Origin of the sequence: Streptantibioticus parmotrematis (genome assembly GCF_019890615.1) — a bacterium.
GTDB classification, from domain to species: domain Bacteria; phylum Actinomycetota; class Actinomycetes; order Streptomycetales; family Streptomycetaceae; genus Streptantibioticus_D; species Streptantibioticus_D parmotrematis.
In genome coordinates this window covers 160,206-181,718 of record NZ_JAINVZ010000016.1, presented here as the reverse complement: position 1 = coordinate 181,718, position 21,513 = coordinate 160,206, and the positions used below count along the sequence as shown (strand labels likewise).

Annotated in this window: 22 protein-coding genes; 6 read left to right on the top strand and 16 right to left on the bottom strand. The window is 73.2% G+C overall.

What is annotated here, in order from left to right:
* Positions 1-365 precede the first annotated feature (365 nt).
* The gene (gene tyrS, locus K7472_RS22145) at positions 366-1,634 is read right to left on the bottom strand and encodes a tyrosine--tRNA ligase (RefSeq protein ID WP_222980257.1); all 1,269 of its coding nucleotides are present in this window, start codon (positions 1,632-1,634) and stop codon (positions 366-368) included.
* Positions 1,635-1,754: 120 nt separating this feature from the next.
* Positions 1,755-2,402 (bottom strand): DNA-3-methyladenine glycosylase, encoded by a 648-nt coding sequence (locus K7472_RS22140; protein WP_222980256.1) that lies wholly within the window; start codon positions 2,400-2,402, stop codon positions 1,755-1,757.
* Positions 2,403-2,506: 104 nt separating this feature from the next.
* Between K7472_RS22140 and K7472_RS22135 the strand changes: the two genes are divergently transcribed.
* A complete protein-coding gene (locus K7472_RS22135; RefSeq protein WP_222980255.1) occupies positions 2,507-3,046 on the top strand; it encodes a YbhB/YbcL family Raf kinase inhibitor-like protein in 540 nt (179 codons plus the stop codon).
* 227 nt (positions 3,047-3,273) lie between these two features.
* Positions 3,274-3,801: an HNH endonuclease gene (locus tag K7472_RS22130; RefSeq protein ID WP_222980254.1), complete on the top strand. Its 528-nt coding sequence runs from the start codon at positions 3,274-3,276 to the stop codon at positions 3,799-3,801.
* A gap of 69 nt (positions 3,802-3,870) precedes the next feature.
* Here K7472_RS22130 and K7472_RS22125 read toward each other — a convergent pair whose 3' ends face one another.
* The 3 genes from K7472_RS22125 to K7472_RS22115 form a co-directional block, all read right to left on the bottom strand.
* Positions 3,871-4,833 carry an SPFH domain-containing protein gene (locus K7472_RS22125; protein ID WP_222980253.1) on the bottom strand — a complete coding sequence of 321 codons (963 nt, stop codon included), beginning with the start codon at positions 4,831-4,833 and terminating at the stop codon, positions 3,871-3,873.
* Positions 4,834-4,975: 142 nt separating this feature from the next.
* Complete coding sequence (locus K7472_RS22120; RefSeq protein ID WP_222980252.1) at positions 4,976-5,407, bottom strand: NfeD family protein; 432 nt, start codon at positions 5,405-5,407, stop codon at positions 4,976-4,978.
* A 90-nt stretch (positions 5,408-5,497) separates the two neighbouring features.
* A complete protein-coding gene (locus tag K7472_RS22115; protein ID WP_222980251.1) occupies positions 5,498-6,289 on the bottom strand; it encodes an ABC transporter ATP-binding protein in 792 nt (263 codons plus the stop codon).
* A 204-nt stretch (positions 6,290-6,493) separates the two neighbouring features.
* Here K7472_RS22115 and K7472_RS22110 point away from each other — a divergent pair, with 204 nt between their 5' ends.
* Entirely contained in the window at positions 6,494-7,285 is a 792-nt protein-coding gene (locus K7472_RS22110) for an Rv1486c family protein (protein WP_222980250.1), read from the top strand.
* A gap of 92 nt (positions 7,286-7,377) precedes the next feature.
* Here K7472_RS22110 and K7472_RS22105 read toward each other — a convergent pair whose 3' ends face one another.
* The 4 genes from K7472_RS22105 to K7472_RS22090 all read right to left on the bottom strand — a co-directional run bounded on the left by K7472_RS22105 (position 7,378) and on the right by K7472_RS22090 (position 12,510).
* A complete protein-coding gene (locus tag K7472_RS22105) occupies positions 7,378-7,620 on the bottom strand; it encodes a chaplin family protein (protein WP_222980249.1) in 243 nt (80 codons plus the stop codon).
* A gap of 178 nt (positions 7,621-7,798) precedes the next feature.
* On the bottom strand, positions 7,799-8,461 hold the full coding sequence (locus K7472_RS22100) for a response regulator (protein WP_308014026.1): 663 nt from the start codon (positions 8,459-8,461) through the stop codon (positions 7,799-7,801).
* Entirely contained in the window at positions 8,454-9,602 is a 1,149-nt protein-coding gene (locus K7472_RS22095) for a GAF domain-containing sensor histidine kinase (RefSeq protein ID WP_222980248.1), read from the bottom strand. Before K7472_RS22095 ends, K7472_RS22100 begins: the two co-directional genes overlap by 8 nt.
* A gap of 199 nt (positions 9,603-9,801) precedes the next feature.
* Positions 9,802-12,510, bottom strand: a complete 2,709-nt coding sequence (locus K7472_RS22090) for an FHA domain-containing protein (protein ID WP_222980247.1) — start codon at positions 12,508-12,510, stop codon at positions 9,802-9,804.
* A 243-nt stretch (positions 12,511-12,753) separates the two neighbouring features.
* Here K7472_RS22090 and K7472_RS22085 point away from each other — a divergent pair, with 243 nt between their 5' ends.
* Positions 12,754-14,253: a streptophobe family protein gene (locus K7472_RS22085; protein WP_222980246.1), complete on the top strand. Its 1,500-nt coding sequence runs from the start codon at positions 12,754-12,756 to the stop codon at positions 14,251-14,253.
* Positions 14,254-14,280: 27 nt separating this feature from the next.
* Entirely contained in the window at positions 14,281-15,567 is a 1,287-nt protein-coding gene (gene serB / locus K7472_RS22080; protein ID WP_252396019.1) for a phosphoserine phosphatase SerB, read from the top strand.
* A gap of 96 nt (positions 15,568-15,663) precedes the next feature.
* On the opposite strand, the gene K7472_RS22075 is transcribed toward serB, so the two are convergent.
* From K7472_RS22075 to K7472_RS22065, 4 genes are all read right to left on the bottom strand, one after another.
* Positions 15,664-16,182 carry a SixA phosphatase family protein gene (locus K7472_RS22075; protein WP_222980245.1) on the bottom strand — a complete coding sequence of 173 codons (519 nt, stop codon included), beginning with the start codon at positions 16,180-16,182 and terminating at the stop codon, positions 15,664-15,666.
* Positions 16,183-16,276: 94 nt separating this feature from the next.
* Positions 16,277-16,537 carry a hypothetical protein gene (locus tag K7472_RS22070; RefSeq protein WP_252396018.1) on the bottom strand — a complete coding sequence of 87 codons (261 nt, stop codon included), beginning with the start codon at positions 16,535-16,537 and terminating at the stop codon, positions 16,277-16,279.
* A 188-nt stretch (positions 16,538-16,725) separates the two neighbouring features.
* Positions 16,726-16,848, bottom strand: coding sequence for an SGM_5486 family transporter-associated protein (locus tag K7472_RS32885; protein WP_252396017.1), 123 nt, complete (start codon positions 16,846-16,848; stop codon positions 16,726-16,728).
* 125 nt (positions 16,849-16,973) lie between these two features.
* Positions 16,974-18,299, bottom strand: a complete 1,326-nt coding sequence (locus K7472_RS22065; RefSeq protein ID WP_222980244.1) for a CynX/NimT family MFS transporter — start codon at positions 18,297-18,299, stop codon at positions 16,974-16,976.
* Positions 18,300-18,458: 159 nt separating this feature from the next.
* On the opposite strand from K7472_RS22065, the gene K7472_RS22060 reads away from it, so the two are divergent.
* Complete coding sequence (locus K7472_RS22060; protein WP_222980243.1) at positions 18,459-19,130, top strand: FadR/GntR family transcriptional regulator; 672 nt, start codon at positions 18,459-18,461, stop codon at positions 19,128-19,130.
* Between the two features lie 39 nt (positions 19,131-19,169).
* Here K7472_RS22060 and K7472_RS22055 read toward each other — a convergent pair whose 3' ends face one another.
* The 3 genes from K7472_RS22055 to fabG form a co-directional block, all read right to left on the bottom strand.
* Complete coding sequence (locus tag K7472_RS22055) at positions 19,170-19,583, bottom strand: hypothetical protein (protein ID WP_222980242.1); 414 nt, start codon at positions 19,581-19,583, stop codon at positions 19,170-19,172.
* A gap of 359 nt (positions 19,584-19,942) precedes the next feature.
* A complete protein-coding gene (gene fabI, locus K7472_RS22050) occupies positions 19,943-20,713 on the bottom strand; it encodes an enoyl-ACP reductase FabI (RefSeq protein ID WP_222980241.1) in 771 nt (256 codons plus the stop codon).
* 5 nt (positions 20,714-20,718) lie between these two features.
* Entirely contained in the window at positions 20,719-21,423 is a 705-nt protein-coding gene (gene fabG, locus K7472_RS22045) for a 3-oxoacyl-[acyl-carrier-protein] reductase (RefSeq protein ID WP_222980240.1), read from the bottom strand.
* Positions 21,424-21,513: the final 90 nt, after the last annotated feature.

Sequence of the window (21,513 nt, the reverse complement as noted above, 5' to 3'; positions counted from 1 at the left end):
TTCTCCAGCTTATCAGATCTTTTCGGACCCGATTCCCGCTGGCGGGATTTTGTTTCGCGCCTTCCGGCGTGTCCACTACGTTAGCGGATTTCCCCGCCGACTCATAATCGAGCCGATCGAATGCAATTCCGGGCAAGCCAAAATGCATCCGGTGAGGAAGGCCGTGCGGTAGTGGTTTGGCCGCCTTCCCGGGGGGTCTGCGACTGGCCTGACGGCCACGTCGGACGGCTCACCCGTTTCCAGCGACTCGGACTACGTTAGGGGCCGGGCGGGCCGGAGTCAAGCCCCTGCCCGCCCTCTTTCCCGCACGGTTCCGACCGGGCCCCGCTCGGAACCCAAACCCCCTGGTCAGGGGTGCGACGCCATCAGGCGCCGGGCGTCAGCTCCACGGCCGCCAGGTTCTTCTTGCCCCTGCGCAGCACAAGCCAGCGCCCGTGCAGCAGGGCGTCCGCCGACGGCACCTCGTCCTCGGTGGCGACCTTGACGTTGTTCACGTAGGCGCCGCCCTCCTTGATGGTGCGTCGTGCCGCGGACTTGCTGGCGACCAGACCGACCTGCGCGAGCAGGTCGGCGACCGGGGCCAGTTCGGTCACCCGGGCGTGCGGCAGCTCGGCGAGCGCCGCGGCCAGGGTCGGCGCGTCGAGGTCGGTCAGCTCGCCCTGGCCGAACAGCGCCCTGGACGCCGCGACCACCGCCGCGGTCTGGTCGCCGCCGTGCACCAGCGTGGTCAGCTCCTCCGCCAGCGCGCGCTGGGCGGCGCGGGCCTGCGGGCGTTCCTCGGTGAGGCGGTCGAGCTCCTCGATCTCCTCGTGCGAGCGGAAGCTGAAGATGCGCAGGAACGTGGCGACGTCCCGGTCGTCCGCGTTCAGCCAGAACTGGTAGAAGGCGTACGGCGTGGTCATCTCCGGGTCGAGCCACACCGTGCCGGACTCGGTCTTGCCGAACTTGGTGCCGTCCGCCTTGGTGATCAGCGGGGTGGCCAGCGCGTGCACCGAGGCGCCCTCGGCCTTGCGGATCAGGTCGGTGCCCGCGGTGAGGTTGCCCCACTGGTCGCTGCCGCCGGTCTGGAGCGTGCAGCCGTGCCGCCGGTACAGCTCCAGGAAGTCCATGCCCTGGAGGATCTGGTAGCTGAACTCGGTGTAGCTGATGCCCGCGTCGGAGTTGAGCCGACGGGCGACCGCCTCCTTGGCGATCATGTTGTTGACCCGGAAGTGCTTGCCGATGTCGCGCAGCAGGCTGATCGCGGACATGCCGGACGTCCAGTCGAGGTTGTTGACCATGACGGCGGCGTTCGGACCCTCGAAGGAGAAGTAGGGCTCGATCTGGCCACGGATCCGGTCGACCCAGCCGGCGACGACGTCCTCGTCGTTCAGGGTGCGCTCGGAGGTCGGCTTGGGGTCGCCGATCAGGCCGGTCGCACCGCCGACCAGCGCCAGTGGCCGGTGGCCGGCCTGCTGGAGGCGGCGGATGGTGAGGATCTGCACCAGGTTGCCGAGGTGGAGGCTGGGCGCGGTCGGGTCGAAGCCGCAATAAACCGTGACCGGGCCGTCCGCGAACGCCTTGCGCAATGCGTCCTCGTCGGTGGACTGGGCGATCAGCCCGCGCCACCTCAGCTCGTCGACGATGTCCGTCACGGTCTTCGTGTCTCCTCGTGTCGCTGTTGCTCGGGCTGTCGTGGCGTCCACGCAGCGTGTTTGAGGGTACGCGGTCCGGGCCCCCGTGGTCTTCCCGGTTGTCAGGGGCCCTCCCGGTTGTCAGCGGCGGCGCCTGGGCACGTGGGCGCGGTAGGGGCTCACGGTGGGGTCGCCGTCGATCCAGAAGCGCCAGGGGTGGGCGGCTCCTTCGCCGCCGACACCGGTGCGCGGGCCGTTGCGTACGGCGTCGGGGCCGGCCGGTGCGCCGGTGAGCATGCGGAACGGTTCGGGCCGCGCGGGGCACGCGTCGGCGCCGTTGAGCGCGCGGTCGACGCCGAGGGCGGTGGCGAGGCGGGCCGGGCCCTGGGCGAGGTCCCTGTCCCGGCGTGAGGTGCTGCGGCGTTCGCGGGCAAGGTCGGCGCCCTCGGTGATCTCGCCGGCGCGCAGCAGGACGGCGCTGGCGGTGCCGGGCGGGCCGCAGACCAGGTTCATGCAGTGCCACATGCCGTACGTGAAGTAGACGTAGACGTATCCGGGCGGGCCGAACATGACCGCGTTGCGGTCGGTCCTGCCCCGGTAGGCGTGCGAGCCGGGGTCGACCGGGCCGGCGTAGGCCTCGACCTCGGTGAGCCGCAGGGCGATGGGGCCGTCGTCGGTCTCGCGTACGAGGACGCGGCCGAGCAGGTCGGGTGCGACGTCCAGGACCGGGCGGTCGAAGAAGGAGCGGTCGAGCGGTGTGCGGTCCAGCGGTCCCGGGGCGGTGATCATGTCGTACGAGCGTAGCGGGCGACTCGGACAACGCGTCGGCGACGCGGGCCGGGCCCGGGGTCCTAGGGTGGCTGGGGCAACAACTTCTGGCCAGGAGGTAGTCAGTGACCGAGCACAAGAGGCGGCCGCTTCCCCACGACTTCCACCCTCCGGTGGCGTCGTTCACCGTGGTGAGCGACGACGTACGGGACGGCGGGACGCTGGGGGACGCGCACGTCTTCGCGAAGGGCAACACCTCGCCGCACCTGCGCTGGGAGGGCTTCCCGGCGGGGACCAGGAGCTTCGCGGTGAGCTGCTACGACCCGGACGCGCCGACCGGCAGCGGCTTCTGGCACTGGATGGTCTTCGACATCCCGGCGGACGTCACCGAGCTTCCGGCGGGCGCCGGTTCGGGCGACTTCAAGGGGCTGCCCGCGGGGGCCGTGCACGTGCGCAACGACTACGGCACCCGGGACTTCGGCGGTGCCGCGCCGCCGCCCGGGGACGACCCGCACCGGTACGTCTTCACCGTCTACGCGGTGGACGCCGAGAAGCTGGGTCCTGACGCGGACGCGACGCCCGCGGTGGCCGGCTTCAATCTGCGGTTCCACACGCTGGGCCGCGCCCAGCTGATCGCGGAGTACGGCGAGCCCGCCGAGGGCTGACCGTACGGATCGCCTCGTGCCGCGGGGCAGGTGACCCGCGCCGGTCCTCGTGCGCCCCGGGTGTCCCGTCGTCCCGACGGCGGACGGACACCTGGGGCGTCCGGCGTTCCGGGCCGGGTCAACCGTGGTGCGCGGGGCGGAAATTGCGTTGTCGGGCCGGACGGTCGCGGACCACAGTGGGTGCCACCTCGCCGCGTGGCGGGGCGGACCCGGCGGAGGTGGGTGGGATGCGCGAGACGTTGGTGCTCAACGCGAGTTTCGAGCCGTTGTCGACGGTGTCGCTGCGGCGTGCGGTGGTGCTGGTGCTGCGGGACAAGGCGGTCGTCGAGCAGGCGCACCCCGGGCTGCGGGTCCGCGCGGCGGCGGTCGAGGTGCCGGTGCCGCAGGTGATCAGACTCCGCAGATACGTGCGGGTGCCGTTCCGAGAACGGGCGCCGTGGTCGCGGCGGGGTGTGCTGGTGCGTGACCGGCACCGGTGCGCGTACTGCGGGCGCAGGGCGACCACGGTGGACCACGTCCTGCCGAGGTCGCGGGGCGGTCAGGACACCTGGCTGAACACGGTGGCGGCGTGCGCGGACGACAACCACCGCAAGGCGGACCGTACGCCGGAGCAGGCGGGGATGCGGCTGCTGACCCGGCCGTTCGAGCCGACTCCGGCGGACGCGCTGCTGCTGGCGCTGGGGATGCGGGACGGGGCGAGCGGGCTGCCGCAGTGGCTCCCCGCGCCTGCGCCCGCACCGGCCGGGATCGCGTAAGGGCCCGGCGTGTGAAGCCCCGGCGTGTGAAGGCCCGTAGAGATCCGGCGCGGTGAGGCCTCCGGGTGGTCAGTCGTTCTCGATGCCCGGGGCCTCGCGGCGCGGGGGGACGGTCTTGGCGGTGCCGTTGCCCGCGGAGGTGGCGTTGCCGCCGCCTCCGGGGGCGAAGTTGCCGATGGCTCCGCCGAGGCCCTTGAGGGCGTCGCCGAGTTCGCTGGGGACGATCCAGAGCTTGTTGGCGTCGCCCTCGGCGATCTTCGGCAGCATCTGGAGGTACTGGTAGGCCAGCAGCTTCTGGTCGGGGTCGCCCGCGTGGATGGACTCGAAGACGGTGCGGATGGCCTGCGCCTCACCTTCGGCGCGCAGGGCGGCGGCCTTGGCGTCACCTTCGGCGCGCAGCACCGCGGACGCCTTCTCACCCTCGGCGGTGAGGATCTGGGACTGCCTGATGCCCTCGGCGGTGAGGATCGCGGCGCGCTTGTCACGGTCGGCGCGCATCTGCTTCTCCATCGAGTCCTGGATGGAGGTGGGCGGCTCGATCGCCTTGAGCTCGACGCGGTTGACGCGGATGCCCCACTTGCCGGTGGCCTCGTCGAGGACGCCGCGCAGGGCCGCGTTGATCTCCTCGCGGGAGGTCAGGGTCCGCTCCAGGTCCATGCCACCGATGATGTTGCGCAGGGTGGTGACGGTCAGCTGCTCGATCGCCTGGATGTAGCTGGCGACCTCGTAGGTGGCGGCGCGGGCGTCGGTCACCTGGTAGTAGATGACGGTGTCGATGTTGACGACCAGGTTGTCCTGGGTGATCACCGGCTGCGGCGGGAACGGCACGACCTGTTCGCGCAGGTCGATGCGGTTGCGGATGCGGTCGATGAACGGGACCACGATGTTGAGGCCCGCGCTGAGGGTGCGGGTGTAGCGGCCGAACCGCTCGACGATGGCGGCGCTGGCCTGTGGGATCACCTGGACCGTCTTGATGAGTGCGATGAAGACCAGGATCACCAGGATCACCAGGACGATGATGATGGGTGTCACGACCACTCCCCGTGCCACGCGCCGCGGTACGAACGTTTGATGATCAAGTCTGTCAGACGGCCGGGGGTGCGCGCTCCGGCTTCGGTGAATTGGCCGAGGGCGCACGGTGGTTCGGGCCGGGGCATGCCGGTGCGCGGCGGGGTCACAGGACCACCGCGGTCGCTCCCTCGATGTCGACCACGTCCACCTCCTGCCCGGCCTCGTAGACCCGGGCGGTGTCCAGCGAACGGGCCGACCAGATCTCACCGCCCAGTTTGACGCGTCCGGTGCGGCCGTCGACCCGTTCGACGACGAGGGCCTGGCGGCCCTTGAGCGCCTCGACGCCGGTGCGCAGGTTCGGGGCGGTGGTGTCCTGCCGGTTGGCGACGACGCGGACGACCGCGACCAGCGCGACCGAGACCACGGCGAAGACCAGCACCTGCGCGACGATTCCGCCACCGAAGCCGCAGACCACGGCGGCGCTCGCGGCGCCGATCGCGCACATCCCGAACTCGGGCATCGCGGTGATCACCAGCGGGATGCCCAGTGCCCCGGCGGCGGCGAGCCACCACACCCATGCGTTCACAACTCCCATGGTAGGGCTGGCGCGTGGGGTGCGACAGGCCGTGGCCGGGTGCCGGGGCTACGGGCGTCCGTACCGCGTCACGCCGGTGGCGGGCGGGAGTTACGCGAGCGGCAGGCCCTGGGCGGTCCAGCGGTCGCCGTGCCGTTCGACGACGAGCGGCAGGCCGAAGCAGTGCGAGAGGTTGCGGCTGGTCAGTTCCAGGTCGATCGGGCCGGCGGCGACCACCTTGCCCTGACGGATCATCAGGACGTGGGTGAAGCCGGGGGCGATCTCCTCGACGTGGTGGGTGACCATGATCATCGAGGGCGCGATCGGGTCGCGGGCCAGTCGGCCGAGGCGGCGCACCAGGTCCTCGCGTCCGCCCAGGTCGAGGCCCGCGGCGGGCTCGTCGAGCAGGAGCAGTTCGGGGTCGGTCATGATGGCGCGGGCGATCAGGGTGCGCTTGCGTTCGCCCTCGGAGAGGGTGCCGAAGCGGCGGTCGGCGTACTCGGACATCCCCAGGCGGTCCAGGATGAGCCGGGCGCGCTGCTCGTCGGACTCCTCGTAGCTCTCGCGCCAGTGCGCGGTCATGCCGTACGCGGCGGTGAGCACGGTCTCCAGGACGGTCTGGCGGCGCGGCATCTTGTCGGCCATGGCGGCGCCGGCGACGCCGATGCGCGGGCGCAGTTCGAAGACGTCGACGCCGCCGAGCTTCTCGCCGAGGATCGCGGCGGTGCCCGACGTCGGGTAGAGGTAGCTGGACGCGACGTTGAGCAGGGTGGTCTTACCGGCGCCGTTGGGGCCCAGGATCACCCACCGCTCGCCCTCGGCGACCGACCAGGAGACCTGGTCCACCAGAGCCCGTCCGTCGCGGACCACCGATACGTCCACCAGCTCCAGCACATCGCTCATGAGCGCGTTGTCTCCCCTGCCTCTTCATGTCTTGCGTTTCGTCGTTCGACGGTGCGACGTCTTGTGCGGCACGTGCGACTCGTACGGCATGTACGACGTGCCGGCGGCGGTCGGCGTTCCGGCCGGACGTGGGCGGCCCGGTCGGCGGGCCCCGAGGGAAAACCTACGCCACACGCCGGGCGGTCCAGTCCATAGGCTGGGTGGATGCTTCAGGAACCTCGCTCAGGACGCATGACGGCATGGGGAAACGCCCTACTTGGGGGTTTTGTCTCCCCGGACGACGCGGCGCAGGAGATCACCGCCGGGGACACGGCGCACCGGATCGCGGATCTGCCCGGGGAGGACGGCCCGGTCGGGCTGACCTACGGGCTCGGGCGGCTGCGGGCGCTGGGGGTCTCGGGCCTGCGGCTGGCGCTGCCGGTGCCGGGGCATCCGCTGGGGCTGAGCGGCCCGCCGGAGTTCAACGCGCGGGCGCTGGCGGCGGGCGAGGCGGTGGTGGGGACCGGTGCGCCGCTGGGGCTGGTGCCGGAGGTGACGCGGACCGGGCCGCGCGGGGAGGTGCGCGTCGAGGTGGTGTGGCGGTGCGCCGGGGTGCGGGACGCGCCGCCCGCGGACGTGCCGTCGCTGGGCGAGGCGGAACGCGAGCTCGCGGAGGCGATGCGGGACGCGACGGCGGCGCTGTCCCGGCTCGACGTGGCCGGTGCGGGTCCGGCGGCGCAGGCCGCGCTGGACGCGTACCGGGCGCGGGCGGAGCGCGGGCGCGAGGTGCTGGCTCCGGGGTATCCGCCGCGGGCGGTGCGGGTGCTCGAACTCGCGCAGCGGGTGGGCGCGTTGACGTCGATCGCGACGGGGGCGGAGCACGGCTCGGCGGTCAGCGCGTCCGAGATCGCGGCCCGCGCTGAGCTGTTGCGCCCGGTGGAGCGGACCGCGCGCCGCGCGCAGGTGGCGGCGTACAACGCGTACGTGGAGGAGGCGGAGCGGCGCAGGGAGCACTGACGCGGCGCGGGGGCGCGCGGGGGGTGGACGCACGAGGGCCCCGCGGCGGTGTGCCGCGGGGCCGGGGAGCGCGTGCTCGGTGCGCTACGGGCTCAGTGGTTGAGGCCGTGGTTGCCGAACACCGGGTTCAGCAGACCGACCACGTTGACGGTGTTGCCCACCACGTTGACCGGCACGTGCACGGGGACCTGGACCAGGTTGCCCGAGGCCACGCCCGGCGACTTGACGGCGACACCGTGGGCGTCCGCGCTGTGGGCGGAGGCGACACCGGCACCGGCGACGGCAAGGCCACCCGCTACGGCACTGACGACGGCGACCTTCTTCAGGTTCTTCACTTCGTATGACCCTTCTGGCGTGATGCGCCCCCGCACGTCGCGGGTGGCGCGCCCTGAAGAACGGGCGGGGCGCGGCCGGGTTGCGCCATTCGGGTTACATACACACGACGGTATGAATCTCAGCCTGGAAGGCGACGTTCCGCTCCGAGGGCGGGCACGGCCGGAGACTCGGCCCTGCTCAGCCGCCGACGCCGTGCCGGACCGCCCACAGCGCGGCCTGGGTGCGGTCGGCGAGGTCGAGCTTCATCAGGATGTTCGACACGTGCGTCTTCACGGTCTTCTCGGACAGGACCAGGGCGCGGGCGATCTCCCGGTTGGAGCGCCCGTCCGCGATGAGTCCGAGGACTTCCCGCTCGCGCTCGGTGAGGGTCCCGGCGCGGCCGGTGCCGCCGGGTGCCTCCTCCCGGGACAGCAGCGCGTCGGCCACCTCGGGCTGGAGCAGCACGTGTCCGGCGTGCACGGAACGGATGGCGCCGGCCAGGGCGTCGGGGTCGATGTCCTTGTAGACGTACCCCGAGGCGCCCGCCCGCAGCGCGGGGACGACCGTGCGCCGCTCGGTGAAGCTGGTGACGATCAGCACCCGCGCCTTGCTGCCCTCGTCGCGCAGGGTGCGCAGCGCGGTGATGCCGTCGGTGCCGGGCATCTTGACGTCCATGAGGATCACGTCGGGGCCCAGCTCCCGGGCCCGCGCGACGCCTTCCTCCCCGTCGGCCGCCTCGCCGACGACCTCGATGTCGGGCTGCACCTCCAGGAAGGTGCGCAGGCCCCGGCGGACGACCTGGTGGTCGTCGACCAGCAGCACCCTGATGGCGCTCTCGCCCGACGTCCGGGTCTCAGCCACCCGGCACCTCCATCTCGATCAGGGTGCCCTCGCCGGGCGCCGAGTCCACGGTGAGCCTGCCGCCGACGCCCGCCGCCCGGTCGCGCATCGACACCAGGCCCAGGTGGCGGCCGGCGCGGCGGACCCGGGAGGCGTCGAAGCCGCGGCCGTCGTCGCGCACCCGCAGCACGGCACCCCTGCCGCGGCCTTCCAGTCGGACGTCGACGCCGGTGGCGCCGGAGTGGCGCAGCGCGTTGTGCAGGGCTTCCTGGGCGACGCGCAGCAGGGCTTCCTCCTGCTGGGCCGGCAGGGCCCGTACCGCGTGCGCGGTGAAGGCGATGCGCGCGGCGTGGGCGCGGTCGAGCACCTCGACCTGGTCGCGCAGGGTGGCGGTCAGGCCGTCCTCGTCGAGGGCGGCGGGGCGCAACTCCACGACGACGGCGCGCAGTTCGTCGGCGGCCTCGGCGGCGAGCCGGGCCACCTCGCGCAACTCCCCCTTGGCGCGCGCCGGGTCGCGGTCCACCAGCGTGGCGGCGGCCTGCGCCGTCAGCCGCAGCGAGAACAGCTTCTGGGCGACGGCGTCGTGCAGGCCGTGGGCGATCCGGGCCCGCTCCCCGGCGATGGTCAGTTCCCGGCTGCGTTCGTGCAGGCGGGCGTTGGTGAGGGCGAGGGCGGCGTGCGCGGCGAGGATCCGCAGCAGTTCCTCGTCGTCCTCGGTGAAGCCGCAACCGCCTTGCGGCTTCGGGCAGTTCTTGTTGGCGAGGAAGATCGCGCCGAGCACCTCGTCGTCGTCCACGATGGGCACGCCGAGGAAGTCCGACAGCTCGGGGTGGGTCCTGGGCCAGCCCTCGAAGCGCGGGTCCTCGCGGACGTCGGCGAGCCGCTGCGGGGTGGCCTCGCGCAGCATCACCGCGAGGATGCCGTGCTGCCGGGGCAGCGGTCCGATCTCCTTCCACTGCCGCTCGCTGACGCCGTCCACCACGAACTGGGCGAAGCCGCCGTGGTCGTCGGGCACGCCGAGTGCCGCGTACCGGGCGTCGAGCAGCTCGCGCGCGGAGGCGACGATGGTCTGGAGCACGTCGTGGACCTCGCGGTGGCGGCTCATCGCCAGCACCGCGGAACTCACCGCCGCGATCTGGTCGCGCGTGCTCCGCGTGGACATGTGTTCACCGTACCGGCGGCCTCCTCGGGCGGCATCGGCCGCCCGACCGGTCGGGTCCCGGGCCCTCCGCCCTAGGTCCGAGGGCTCCCGCGCCCCCGACGAGCAGGGCTCCACGCGAAAGCGGCGGCCCCCGTTCCCGGGTGACCGCCGCCTCGTTCCGACGCGTGGACGGAAGACGGGCCGCGTGCGCCCGCCGCGCTCACTTCTCCCGCATGACCTCCGGCTCGTGCCGGCGCAGCAGCCGGGAGACCGCGAAGCCGCAGATCACGCCGAGGGCGAGCAGCACGAACAGGTCGAGGAACCAGATGCCCGCGGAGTGCTTCCACAGGGTGTCGGGGTCGGTCGGGTCCCACGGCATCAGCACGTTGAGCTGCGCGGTGGTGGCCAGGCCCGCGAGCGCCCAGCGGGACGGCATCAGCCAGGCGACCTGCTCGATGCCGGGCTTGGCGTACAGCTGGAAGAGGATGCCGGTGAAGACGACCTGCACGATGGCGAACATCACCAGCAGCGGCATGGTCTTCTCGGCGGTCTTCACCAGCGAGGAGATCACCAGGCCGACCATCATCGAGGTGAAGCCGATCCCGATCACCATGACGGTCATCTCGACGGCGGGCGCGTTGTGCAGGATCACGCCCTCGGTGGGCATCTTGCGGGGCGCGAAGCCGATGCCGCAGATGATGACGCCCTGCAACGCGGTGATCAGGCCGAGCACGATGACCTTGGACATCAGGTACGCGGAGCGCGACAGGCCGACGGCGCGTTCGCGTTCGTAGATGACGCGTTCCTTGATCAGCTCACGGACCGAGTTGGCGGCGCCGGAGAAGCACGCGCCGACCGTGAGGATCATCAGGATGGTGCCGGCGTCCTTGTTGAACAGGTGCGCCTGCGGCGGGCCGAAGCCCAGGCCGTACTTGGCCGGGATGACGACGCTCACCACGCCGAGCACCGCGGGCAGGATGACCATCAGGCCCAGGAAGCCGCGGTCGGAGGCGATCACCGACAGGTAGCGCGCGATCAGCGTCCACAGCTGGGATCCCCAGCTCTGCGACTTCTGCGGGCGGGACATCTGCATCTGCTGCGGTACGACGGGCGCGGCCTGCGGCGCGGGCGCGGCGTCGAGGTCGGCCGCGTACAGCTGGTAGTGCTGGGAACCGCGCCAGCGGCCGGACCAGTCGTAGTCGCGGTAGTTCTCGAACGCCTGGAAGACGTCGGCCCAGGTGTCGTAGCCGAAGAAGGTGAGCGCCTCGTCCGGCGGGCCGAAGTAGGCGACCGAGCCGCCGGGTGCCATGACCAGCAGCCGGTCGCACAGCGCGAGTTCGGCCACCGAGTGGGTGACGACCAGTACCGTGCGGCCGTCGTCGGCGAGTCCGCGCAGCAGCTGCATGACGTCGCGGTCCATGCCCGGGTCGAGGCCCGAGGTGGGCTCGTCGAGGAAGATCAGCGACGGCTTGGTGAGCAGTTCCAGGGCGACCGAGACACGCTTGCGCTGGCCGCCGGACAGGGAGGTGATGCGCTTGTCGGCGTGGATGTCGAGCTTCAGCTCGCGCAGGACCTCGTCGATGCGCGCCTGCCGTTCGGTGGCGTGCGTGTCGCCGGGGAAGCGCAGCTTGGCCGCGTACTTCAGCGCGGTGCGCACGGTCAGTTCCTTGTGCAGGATGTCGTCCTGCGGAACGAGGCCGATGCGCTGGCGCAGTTCGGCGAACTGCTTGTAGAGGTCGCGGTTGTCGTAGAGCACCTCGCCGACGTCCGCCGGGCGGTAGCCGGTGAGCGCGCGCAGCAGGGTGGACTTGCCGGAGCCGGACGGGCCGATGACACCGATCAGCGACTTCTCCGGGACGCCGAAGGAGACGTCCTTGAGGATGGTCTTGGTGGTGTTGCCCTGCGGCACCTGGACGGTCAGGCGGCGCGCGGAGAACGAGACGGCGCCGGTGTCGACGAACTCCTCCAGGCGGTCGCCGACCAGCCGGAAGGTGGAGTGGCCGACGCCGACGATGTCGTTCGGGCCGATGAGGTGGCGCTGCACCGGCTGGCCGTTGACGTAGGTGCCGTTGTGGCTGCCGAGGTCGACGATCTCCATGCGGCCGTCGGGGTGCGCGTGGAACTCGGCGTGGTAGCGCGAGACCTGGAGGTCGGAGACGACGAGTTCGTTCTCCAGCGCGCGGCCGATGCGCATGACGCGGCCGGCCGCGAAGTGGTGGAACGTGGTGGGGCTGCGGTCGCTGTGCGCGCTGCCGGTGGCGGGCCGCGCGGCTGACGCCGCGCCCTGCGCCTGCGGGTCGGCGGCGTGCGGCGGCTGCGGCGCCTGGGGCTGTGCGTGCGGCGCCGGGGCGGCGGCCTGCGGCTGCCGGGCCTGCGCGGGCTGCTGGTTCCAGCCGGCCTGCTGCGGGAACTGCGGTTGCGCGGGCGGCTGTTGGGCGTGCGGCGCGGGTCCGCCGCCCTGGAGTTGCTGCGCCCACCCCGCCGGGGCGGACTGGGCGGGCGCCTGCGCCTGGTGCGACCGCGCGGGCGCGCTCCGGGCGGAATCGGCGTGGCTCCCGACGGCGTCGGCCGCGACCGGCTGGGCGGCGGGCGTGTGCGCGGGCGCGCTGAACGCCAGGCGCGGGCCGTCGGTCGCGTTGCCCAGGTGCACGGCGGACCCGGGGCCGACCTGCGCCTCCTGGACGCGTTGGCCCTGCGCGTAGGTGCCGTTGGTGCTGCCGAGGTCCTCGACCACCCAACCGCCGCCGTTCCAGCGGATGGTGGCGTGCCGCCAGGAGACTCTGGCGTCGTCGAACGACACGTCCCCCTGCGGGTCGCGACCCAGGCTGTATGACCTGGACGCGTCAAGCGTCCAGGTTTGTCCGTTCAGTTCAAGTACGAGTTCCGGCACTCCATGCCCCACAAGGTTGTCCCCCGAGTAATCCCCCATGCCGGGGAGTCTAGGGATGTCGAACATCGAAGAGGCACTATTCCAGGCCCGCGCACGTGACGGAAAGTCGCCTCCGGCCCACCCCCGTACCGGCTTCGTACCGGCTTCGTAACGCGTCGCCGGGACGCTCCGCGCGGCCGCCCGCCGCGCCCGGGCGGGCCGTCCCGCGTTGCCGGGTCACGGGCCGCCCCGGAGAGTGGACGAAAGGGATGGTTCCCGGCGGATCCTCAGCGGAAGGCGGCCATGACCAGCAGCGCCACGCCCGGCCCCGGCGGCGACCGGCGCGGAGGGACGAGCCCGCCCGCGAACGGCGGCGCGCGCCGGGTGCCGTGGGGTGGCGCACTGCTGACCGCGCTCGCCGCGGTCGGCTGGGCGTACCTGGGCATGGCGGCGGTGGCCGCGCTCGCGCTGCACCTGCTCGGCGCGGACACCGCGGGCTCGCTGGGGCCGATGACCGCCGCGCTGGTGACCATGGCGGTCGGCGGCAAGGTCAGCCCCTCCGGTGACGTGTCGGTCTTCGGCATCAGCGGCGCGCAGGCCACCGGGACCGTCGACGTGCTGCCGCTGGGCGTGGGGCTCACCGGGGCGTTGCTGCTGGCCTGGGTGTTCCTGTGGTCGCTGCGCCGCGCCGGTGCGGTGGTCGGCGTCGCGGAGCTGCTGGTGCGGGCGCTGGCCGTGGTGGTCCTCTTCCTCGCCGCGCTCGCCGGTCTCGGCTGGGCCGGGCACGACACCGTCTCGCTCAGGGGCGGCGGCCCGGGGCGCGGCGGCTCGATCAACGGGGGCTTCCCCGGCATCGGCGACCTCGGGGACCTGGGCTCGTTCGGCAGCGGCCTGCTGAAGGGGCTCGGCACGCTCGCCAGGGACCACGGCACGGTCGGGTTCAGGGTCGACACCGCCGCGTCGATGGGCGGTGGCGTGGTGTGGGTCGTGCTGGTGCTGGCGATCGCGCTGCTGTCGTCGCGGTACGGCCCGCTGCCGCGCGGCTGGGCGGCGCTGCACCGCACGGTGCGCCCGGCGGCGTCCGCGGTGCGCTCGGTGCTGGTGATGGCGGTGTGCGCCGGGCTGCTGGTGGCGCTGTACTCGGCGTTCACCGACGACCACCCGGGCCGGGTGGTGGGGGGCGCGCTGGCGGGGGCGCCGAACGGGGTGTGGCTGGGCGCCGCGCTGGGGCTGTTCGTGCCCTGGCACGGCGCGGCGACCGGCCCGCTGGCGCTGCTGCTGCCGCACCCGCTGGACGAGGTGCTGCGCGGCGCGGGCTCCGGGCGCGCGATCACCATGCCGGAGCTGGCGCGGTACGACGGGCGGGTGTGGCTGCTGACGGCGGCCGCCGCCGTGATGATGCTGGCGGCGGGGGTGCTGACGGCGGCCCGTACCCCGGTCGGCGGGACGTCGCGGTGGGGGTTCGCGGGCCGGTGCGCGGTGCGGCTGGCCGTCGCGTCGGGCGTGGCGCTGTCCCTACTGGTGTGGATCACCGGCCTGTCCCTCGACGCCGACCTGTCCGTCTTCGGTTTCGACGCGGTGGGCGCGAGCGTGACGCTGCACGGCAACCCCGCGTGGGCCCTGCTGCTGGGCGCCGGATGGGGCGCCGCGGCGGGCGCGGTCGGCGCGCTGCTGGCGCACGCCACCGGGGCGGCCGGCACCTGGGCGGCACCCCTGACCGCGCTGGGGACGGAGCCGGGGCGGCCCGTGCGGCCGGGCGGCGACGCGCCTGCCCGGCATACGGGACGGCGCGACGGGGTGTGAACGCGGGCGGATACCGTAAGAGGCACCATGGACGACGCATCGCAGCAGCAGCTTCCTGCCCCTGCCACTGAGACGGCCGCCACCGCCCAGGCCTCCGCCGACCAGGGCGTGGCACGGGATGCCGGTCCCACCCTCCTGGTCAAGATCTTCGGCAAGGACCGTCCCGGCATCACCGCCGGGCTCTTCGACACGCTCGCCGCGTACGGCGTGGACGTCGTCGACATCGAGCAGGTCGTCACGCGTGGCCGCATCGTGCTGTGCGCGCTGGTCACCGCTCCGGCGGGCGCCCCGGGCACCGAGGGGGAGCTGCGTGCCACGGTGCACAGCTGGGCCGAGTCGATGCGGATGCAGGCGGAGATCATCTCCGGCATCGGTGACAACCGCCCGCGCGGCACGGGCCGTTCACACGTGACCGTGCTCGGGCACCCGCTGACCGCCGAGTCGACCGCCGCCATAGCGGCCCGGGTCACCGAGGTCGGCGGCAACATCGACCGCATCTTCCGGCTCGCCAAGTACCCGGTGACGGCCGTGGAGTTGACGGTCTCCGGCGCGCCGACCGAGGCGCTGCGCACGGCGCTGGCCATCGAGGCGGCGCAGCGCGGTGTGGACGTGGCGGTGGTCGCCTCGGGGTTGCACCGCAGGGCGCAGCGGCTGGTGGTGATGGACGTGGACTCCACCGTCATCCAGGACGAGGTCATCGAGCTGTTCGCGGCGCACGCCGACTGCGAGGCGCAGGTCGCCGAGGTGACGGCGGCGGCGATGCGCGGGGAGCTGGACTTCGAGCAGTCGCTGCACGCGCGGGTGGCGCTGCTGGAAGGGCTGGACGCGTCGGTGGTGGACAAGGTCAGGTCCGAGGTGCGGCTGACGCCGGGCGCCCGGACGCTGATCCGCACCCTCAAGCGGCTCGGCTACCAGGTCGGCATCGTCTCCGGCGGCTTCACGCAGGTCACCGACGACCTCAAGGAGCGTCTCGGGCTGGACTTCGCCGCCGCCAACACCCTGGAGATCATCGACGGCCGCCTGACCGGCCGGGTCACCGGGGACGTGGTGGACCGGGCGGGCAAGGCGCGGCTGCTGCGCCGGTTCGCCGCCCAGGCCGGGGTGCCGTTGTCGCAGACGGTGGCGATCGGCGACGGCGCCAACGACCTCGACATGCTGAACGCGGCCGGGCTGGGCGTGGCGTTCAACGCCAAGCCGGTGGTCCGGGAAGCGGCGGACACCGCGGTGAACGTGCCGTTCCTCGACACCGTGCTGTACCTGCTGGGGATCACCCGCGACGAGGTCGAGGCGGCCGACCTGCACACCGAGTCGTAACGCTCCCGGCCCCCGGCCCCTCGGTCCGGAACGTGACGCGGCCCCCGTCGGTGCTCGACGGGGGCCGCTGTCCGCCGCGGTGCCTGCTGCGGGGGGTCAGTCGTGCGGGGCCCAGTACGCGGTGAGGGTGCCGACGCCGTGTTCGACGGTCTTCCACGAGCCGGAGAACGTCACGACCGCCACCGAGCTGGTCGGGAAGCCGCCGCGGTTCATCCGGGACAGCAGGTCGCCCTCGGCCTTCCCGGACAGGGCGTCGGCCAGCGCGTGCATGCCGGGGTTGTGGCCCACCAGCAGCAGGTCGGCCACCTCGTCGGGGGTCTCGTTGAGCAGCGCCAGCAGATCGCCGAGGGTGGCCTCGTACAGCCGCTCCTCGTAGACGGTCCTGGGGCGCCGCGGCAGTTCGTGGGCGGCGAGCTTCCAGGTCTCCCGGGTCCGCACGGCCGGGGAGCACAGGGCGAGGTCGGGAACGATGCCGGTCCCGGCGAGCCATCGGCCGGCGCCGGGCGCGTCATGGCGGCCGCGGTCGGCGAGCGGCCGCTCCAGGTCGGGCACCGAGGGCCAGTCGGCCTTGGCGTGCCGCAGCAGGACGATCCTTCGGGGCGTTGCGTCGCTCATGCCCATCAGCTTTGCAGAAAATCGGCCGCCGGGCGCGGGCTGCGCCGGGGCTCCGCCGTGACGGGACGCCACCGCGCGCAGGCGGGGTCCGGCGTCACAGCAGGTTCGCCAGGGACTGCGGCAGGAGGTCGCGTACGTGGCCGAGCAGGTCGGCCAGCGGCTGACCGGCCGCCGCGGGATCGGCGTGCGCGGGGCCGGCGACCACGGCGAGCAGCGTCACGAAGGCGATCACCGGCGCCACGACCCCCCACCACGGAAGGCGGGCCGGGCGACCGGCAGGGGTCCCGCTCGCCGTCCGGCGCGCGGAGCGGGGGGCCTCCCCCGCCGCGGACAGGATGTGGCTGTGGGCTGCCATGGGAAATCGCCTCCGGATGCGCGTCACCGCTGCGTCGTGCGCCGCGGTCGGCGTGCACCGTGCGGCGTACCGAAGACGTTACGGATCCGGCGCGGCCCAACCCATCAGGTGAGCCACCCAGTTGCCCCTGACCCTGGCCCCCTAAGGGGGGTGGGGTTGTCCCCACCCCCGGCCCGGAGGGCGGGCGGTCAGCCGAAGTGCGACCCGATGGTGGCGATCACGGCGACGAGCGCGGGCACGCCCATCATCAGGCCGAAGACGAGGAGGAGCTTCTTCTGCGGCTGCGGGGGATTCGGTTCGAGGACTGGCATGGCGCCAGTGTCGCACCCGTTCCTGAGCCCCTCCCACCGGCCCCCCGGTGCGCCGCCGCAGTGCCCCCGTACGGCCGCTGACTCCGTACGGCCGCTGGGCCTGTACAGCCGCTGGGCCCGTGCCGTCAGGCCTCGTCCTCGACGTGGCGGGCCCGGCCGGCGAGCAGGCCCGCCGCCATCTGCGGCACGAGCAGCGCCGCCATCAACGCGATGGGCAGCCGCCAGCCGCCGGTGTGCTGGTAGAGGGCGCCGACCAGGATGGGACCCGGGATGGACAGCAGGTAGCCGGTGCTCTGCGCGAAGGCGGACAGCCGGACCACGCCGTGACCGCTGCGCGACCGCATTCCGATCATGGTGAGCGCCAGCGGGAAGCTGGAGTTGGCGACCCCGAGCAGCACCGCCCACAGCAGCGGCAGCGCGGCGGGCGCCAGCCACAGCCCCGCGTAGCCCGCCAGCCCGAACGCGCCCAGCACGACGACCAGTCCGCCCTGGTGACGCATCCGTCCGGCGATCGCGGGCAGGGCGAACGACAGCGGCACGCTCATCGCCATCGTCACCGCGAGCAGCACGCCCGCCGTACTGGCGGACACCCCGGCGTCCCGGAAGATCTGCGGCAGCCAGCCCATCACGATGTACGCGCCGGTGGCCTGGAGGCCGAAGAAGACGGCCAGCGCCCAGGCGGTCCGGCTGCGGGTGATGCGCAGCGCGGGCGCGGCGGCGTTCGGTGTCGCCGGTGCTCCCGGCCTCGCGGGTGCGTCCGCGCCGGACCGGTCGCGCACCAGGGCGAGCCACGGCAGGACGCCGAGCGCGCCCAGCGCGGCCCAGGCGCCCAGGCCGAGGCGCCAGTCGTCGCCCGCGGCGTGCGTCAGGGGGACCGTGACGGCGGCGGCCAGCGCGGTGCCGACGGACAGCGCCATCGAGTACAGGCCGGTCATCGCGCCGACGCGGTGCGGGAAGTAGCGCTTGACGATCACCGGCATCAGCACGTTGGTCAGCGCTATCCCGGCGAGCGCGAGGGCACTGGTGACGAGGAAGACCGCCGTGCCGCCCGCGAAGGGCCGCAGCAGCAGGCCCACGGTGATCGCCGCCATCCCGGCGCAGACCACCGCCCCGGGTCCGTACCGCCGGGCCAGCCGGGGCGCGGTCGCCCCGAACACGCCGAAGCAGAACATCGGCATCGACGTCAGCAGCCCCGCCACCGTGCCGCTCATGCCGAGGCCGTCGCGCACCTCCTCCAGCAGCGGCCCGAGGCTGGTGACCGCGGGGCGCAGGTTGAGCGCGGCGGCGATCAGGCCGACGACGACCAGGCGCCGCGTCCAGACGGGCAGCGCTCGGGGGTCGGCGGCGTCGGTGCCGACGGCGTCGGTGCCGGCAGCTTCCGTGCTGACGGCTTCGGGGCCGCGCGGCAGCGCGATCCGGTCTTCGCTCAGGGTGGCCTCGTCGTCTCGCATGCGCCCATCATAGAATCATGGGATGAATTGTTGTCCAGTCCGATCGCGGCGAGCGGACCGCCTCCGCCAGAATTGACCCCGGCCCCGACCCAGGCCCCGGCGTCCGTAGGCCACCCGCCACCCGCCACCCGCCACCCGCAGACGAGAGCGAGCGACCCCATGCCCCTGACCTCCCCCCGGCGCTCCGCGCTCGCCGACCAGGTGATCGCCCAGCTGCGGGCCCAGATCACGTCGGGCGAGTGGCCGGTGGGGTCGCGCATCCCGACCGAACCCGAGCTGGTCGAGCGGCTCGGGGTGGCCCGCAACACCGTGCGGGAGGCGGTCCGCGCCCTCGCCCACAACGGCCTGCTGGACATCCGGCAGGGTTCGGGCACCTACGTGGCCGCCACCAGTGAGCTGGCCGGGGTGATGCACCGCAGGTTCGCCGACACCGACCCCGGGCACGTCGCCGAGCTGCGCAGCGTGCTGGAGGCCTCGGCCGCCCGGCTGGCCGCCCGCCGCCGCACCGAGCGCGACCTGCGGCAGCTGGACGCGGTGCTCCAGCGACGGGAGCGGGCCTGGGAGTCGGGGGACGCGGCCGCCTTCGTGGACGCGGACGCCACGCTGCACCTGGCGGTGGTGGCCACCGCCCACAACGACGCGCTCACGGAGATGTACGCGGACCTCGGCGAGGTGCTGCGGGCGATCCTGCGCGCCGACGTGGGCGAGGTGCTCAGGCCCGAGCAGTACGTGGACCACTCCGGGCTGGTCGAGGCGATCCGCGCCGGGGACGTGGAACGCGCGGGCACCGAGGCGACGGCGTACGTGATGAGGTGCGGGCGCGCCGGCTGAGGCACCACCCGTGCGGGTGTCGGCGCACCGTACGAGGGGTCAGCGCACCGTCGTCCAGACCGCGCGGATCTCCTTCCAGCAGCGGCCGGTGAGGGTGACGGTCTGCGCCGGGCCCACGGCCGCGGGCACGGTGTCGGTCGCCGGGTCCCACCAGCGGCGGCACGCTATGTGCAGCGCCACGTGGGCGGTGTCCGGGTCGGGGTTCTGGCAGTCGGCGACGGCGGTGCTGCCGTGCACGGCGGTGAAGCACTGCGGCAGCGGGGGCGCGGGGGTGTGCGCCGGGGCGCCGTCGGGGGCGTAAGCGATCGCGGATCCGGCCGGGGCGGCCCGTACCGCCGTCTCCGGCGGTTCCGTGGCCCGCGCGGCGGGGGCGGTCAGGCCCGCGGCCAGTGCGACGAGGAGCACCGCGGCCCTGCCGTGCCACGGGGTGGGCTGACCGGTGCACGGGCGCATGGCGGGACCTCCTCGTTCGGGAGTCGTCCTGACTCGTCCTGACGCGATCCGGGCTCTGGCCTACGGCTCTGTCGCACCGGAACGTACCTGGTCGTACCTGGTCGTACCGGCCCGCCCGTCCGCGTTCGCCCGGCGCGTGCGGATCGCGCGTCGCGCGCGTGCCGCTCCGGTCGCGCAAGTGCCGCACCGGGGAGATCGGTTGCGGGTCGGTGGGCGTGCCGCCCCCTGGTGCCATGGTGCCCGGCGCACCTCCCCCACCGCCCGGTCTGATCCGCCAACCGGGGGAGACGGAGGTCGTCGCACATGCCACGGCCCCGGCCCGCCGTGAGGGCGGAACCGGGGCCGGAGGGTGAGGGCGCTCAGGCGCCCATCATGTGCACGCCGCCGTCGACGTGGACGATCTCGCCGGTGGTCTTCGGGAACCAGTCGGACAGCAGGGCCACCACGCCGCGGCCGGCGGGCTCCGGGTCGGCCAGGTCCCAGCCGATGGGCGCGCGGTGGTTCCACACGTCGGCCAGCTCCTCGAAGCCCGGGATGGACCTGGCGGCCATCGACTTGATCGGGCCGGCGGAGATCAGGTTGACCCGCAGGTTGCGCGCGCCCAGGTCGCGGGCGAGGTAGCGGGAGGTCGACTCCAGGGCGGCCTTGGCCACGCCCATCCAGTCGTACTTCGGCCAGGCGATCTGCGCGTCGAAGGTCAGGCCGACGACCGAGCCGCCGCGCGGCATCAGCGGCTGGAGCGCCATGGTGAGCGCCTTCAGCGAGAACGCGGAGACCTGCACGGCGGTGGAGACGTCCTCCCACGTGCCGTTCAGGAAGTCGAACGCGCCCGCCGGGCCGAAGGCGATGGAGTGCACCACGCCGTCCAGCTCGACGCCCTCGCCCAGGTGCTCGGCGACCCGGCCGGGCAGCGCGTCGAGGTGCTCGGGATTGGTGACGTCCAGCTCGATCACCGGCGCCGGCTTGGGCAGCCGCTTGGCGATGCGCTCGACGAGGCTGAGGCGGCCGAAACCGGTCAGCACGACCTCGGCGCCCTCCTCCTGGGCCAGCTTGGCGGCGTGGAAGGCGATCGACGACTCGGTGAGCACGCCGGTCACCAGGATGCGCTTGCCTGCGAGGATTCCACTCATGCTGATCAGTGACCCATGCCCAATCCGCCGTCCACGGGAATGACGGCTCCGGTGATGTATGCGGCCTCGTCGGACGACAGGAAGCGGACCGACGCGGCGACCTCCTCCGGCTGCGCGTAGCGGCCGAGCGGGACGCCGGTGAGGATGTTGGCACGCTGCTCGTCGCTGAGCGCGCGCGTCATGTCGGTGTCGACGAAGCCGGGGGCGACGACGTTGATGGTGATGTTGCGGGAGCCCAGCTCGCGGGCGATCGAGCGGGCGAAGCCGACCAGGCCCGCCTTGGAGGCGGCGTAGTTGGCCTGCCCGGCCGAGCCCAGCAGCCCGACGACCGAGGAGATCAGCACGATGCGGCCCTTGCGGGCGCGCAGCATGCCGCGGCTGGCCCGCTTGACGACCCGGAAGGTGCCGGTGAGGTTGGTCTCCAGGACGGAGGTGAAGTCCTCCTCCGACATGCGCAGCAGCAGCTGGTCACGGGTGACGCCCGCGTTCGCCACCAGGACCTCGACCGGGCCCTGCGCCTCCTCGATCTCCTTGTACGCCCGCTCGACCTGCTCGGGGTCGGTGATGTCGCACCTGACCGCGAGGAAACCGGCGGGGGGCTCACCGGAGCGGTAGGTGATCGCGACCTTGTCCCCCGCGTCCGCGAAGGCACGGGCGATGGCGAGGCCGATGCCCCGATTGCCTCCGGTGACGAGAACCGAGCGGCTCAACGGCCCACCCTTTCGTTAGTCGACTGCGTCAATCGTCTGCTCGTTAGGAAACTATCGGGCGGTGACGTGGTTCGGAGAATCGGCCCCTGA

Excerpts from the sequence above, each read along its gene's own strand:
- K7472_RS22140 (WP_222980256.1), bottom strand. The coding sequence starts at position 2,402 with ATGATCACCGCCCCGGGACCGCTGGACCGCACACCGCTCGACCGCTCC.
- K7472_RS22130 (WP_222980254.1), top strand. The coding sequence starts at position 3,274 with ATGCGCGAGACGTTGGTGCTCAACGCGAGTTTCGAGCCGTTGTCGACG.
- K7472_RS22120 (WP_222980252.1), bottom strand. The coding sequence starts at position 5,407 with ATGGGAGTTGTGAACGCATGGGTGTGGTGGCTCGCCGCCGCCGGGGCA.
- K7472_RS22115 (WP_222980251.1), bottom strand. The coding sequence starts at position 6,289 with ATGAGCGATGTGCTGGAGCTGGTGGACGTATCGGTGGTCCGCGACGGA.
- K7472_RS22110 (WP_222980250.1), top strand. The coding sequence starts at position 6,494 with ATGCTTCAGGAACCTCGCTCAGGACGCATGACGGCATGGGGAAACGCC.
- K7472_RS22095 (WP_222980248.1), bottom strand. The coding sequence starts at position 9,602 with ATGTCCACGCGGAGCACGCGCGACCAGATCGCGGCGGTGAGTTCCGCG.
- K7472_RS22090 (WP_222980247.1), bottom strand. The coding sequence starts at position 12,510 with ATGGGGGATTACTCGGGGGACAACCTTGTGGGGCATGGAGTGCCGGAA.
- K7472_RS22085 (WP_222980246.1), top strand. The coding sequence starts at position 12,754 with ATGACCAGCAGCGCCACGCCCGGCCCCGGCGGCGACCGGCGCGGAGGG.
- serB (WP_252396019.1), top strand. The coding sequence starts at position 14,281 with ATGGACGACGCATCGCAGCAGCAGCTTCCTGCCCCTGCCACTGAGACG.
- K7472_RS22075 (WP_222980245.1), bottom strand. The coding sequence starts at position 16,182 with ATGAGCGACGCAACGCCCCGAAGGATCGTCCTGCTGCGGCACGCCAAG.
- K7472_RS22070 (WP_252396018.1), bottom strand. The coding sequence starts at position 16,537 with ATGGCAGCCCACAGCCACATCCTGTCCGCGGCGGGGGAGGCCCCCCGC.
- K7472_RS32885 (WP_252396017.1), bottom strand. The coding sequence starts at position 16,848 with ATGCCAGTCCTCGAACCGAATCCCCCGCAGCCGCAGAAGAAGCTCCTC.
- K7472_RS22065 (WP_222980244.1), bottom strand. The coding sequence starts at position 18,299 with ATGCGAGACGACGAGGCCACCCTGAGCGAAGACCGGATCGCGCTGCCG.
- K7472_RS22060 (WP_222980243.1), top strand. The coding sequence starts at position 18,459 with ATGCCCCTGACCTCCCCCCGGCGCTCCGCGCTCGCCGACCAGGTGATC.
- K7472_RS22055 (WP_222980242.1), bottom strand. The coding sequence starts at position 19,583 with ATGCGCCCGTGCACCGGTCAGCCCACCCCGTGGCACGGCAGGGCCGCG.
- fabI (WP_222980241.1), bottom strand. The coding sequence starts at position 20,713 with ATGAGTGGAATCCTCGCAGGCAAGCGCATCCTGGTGACCGGCGTGCTC.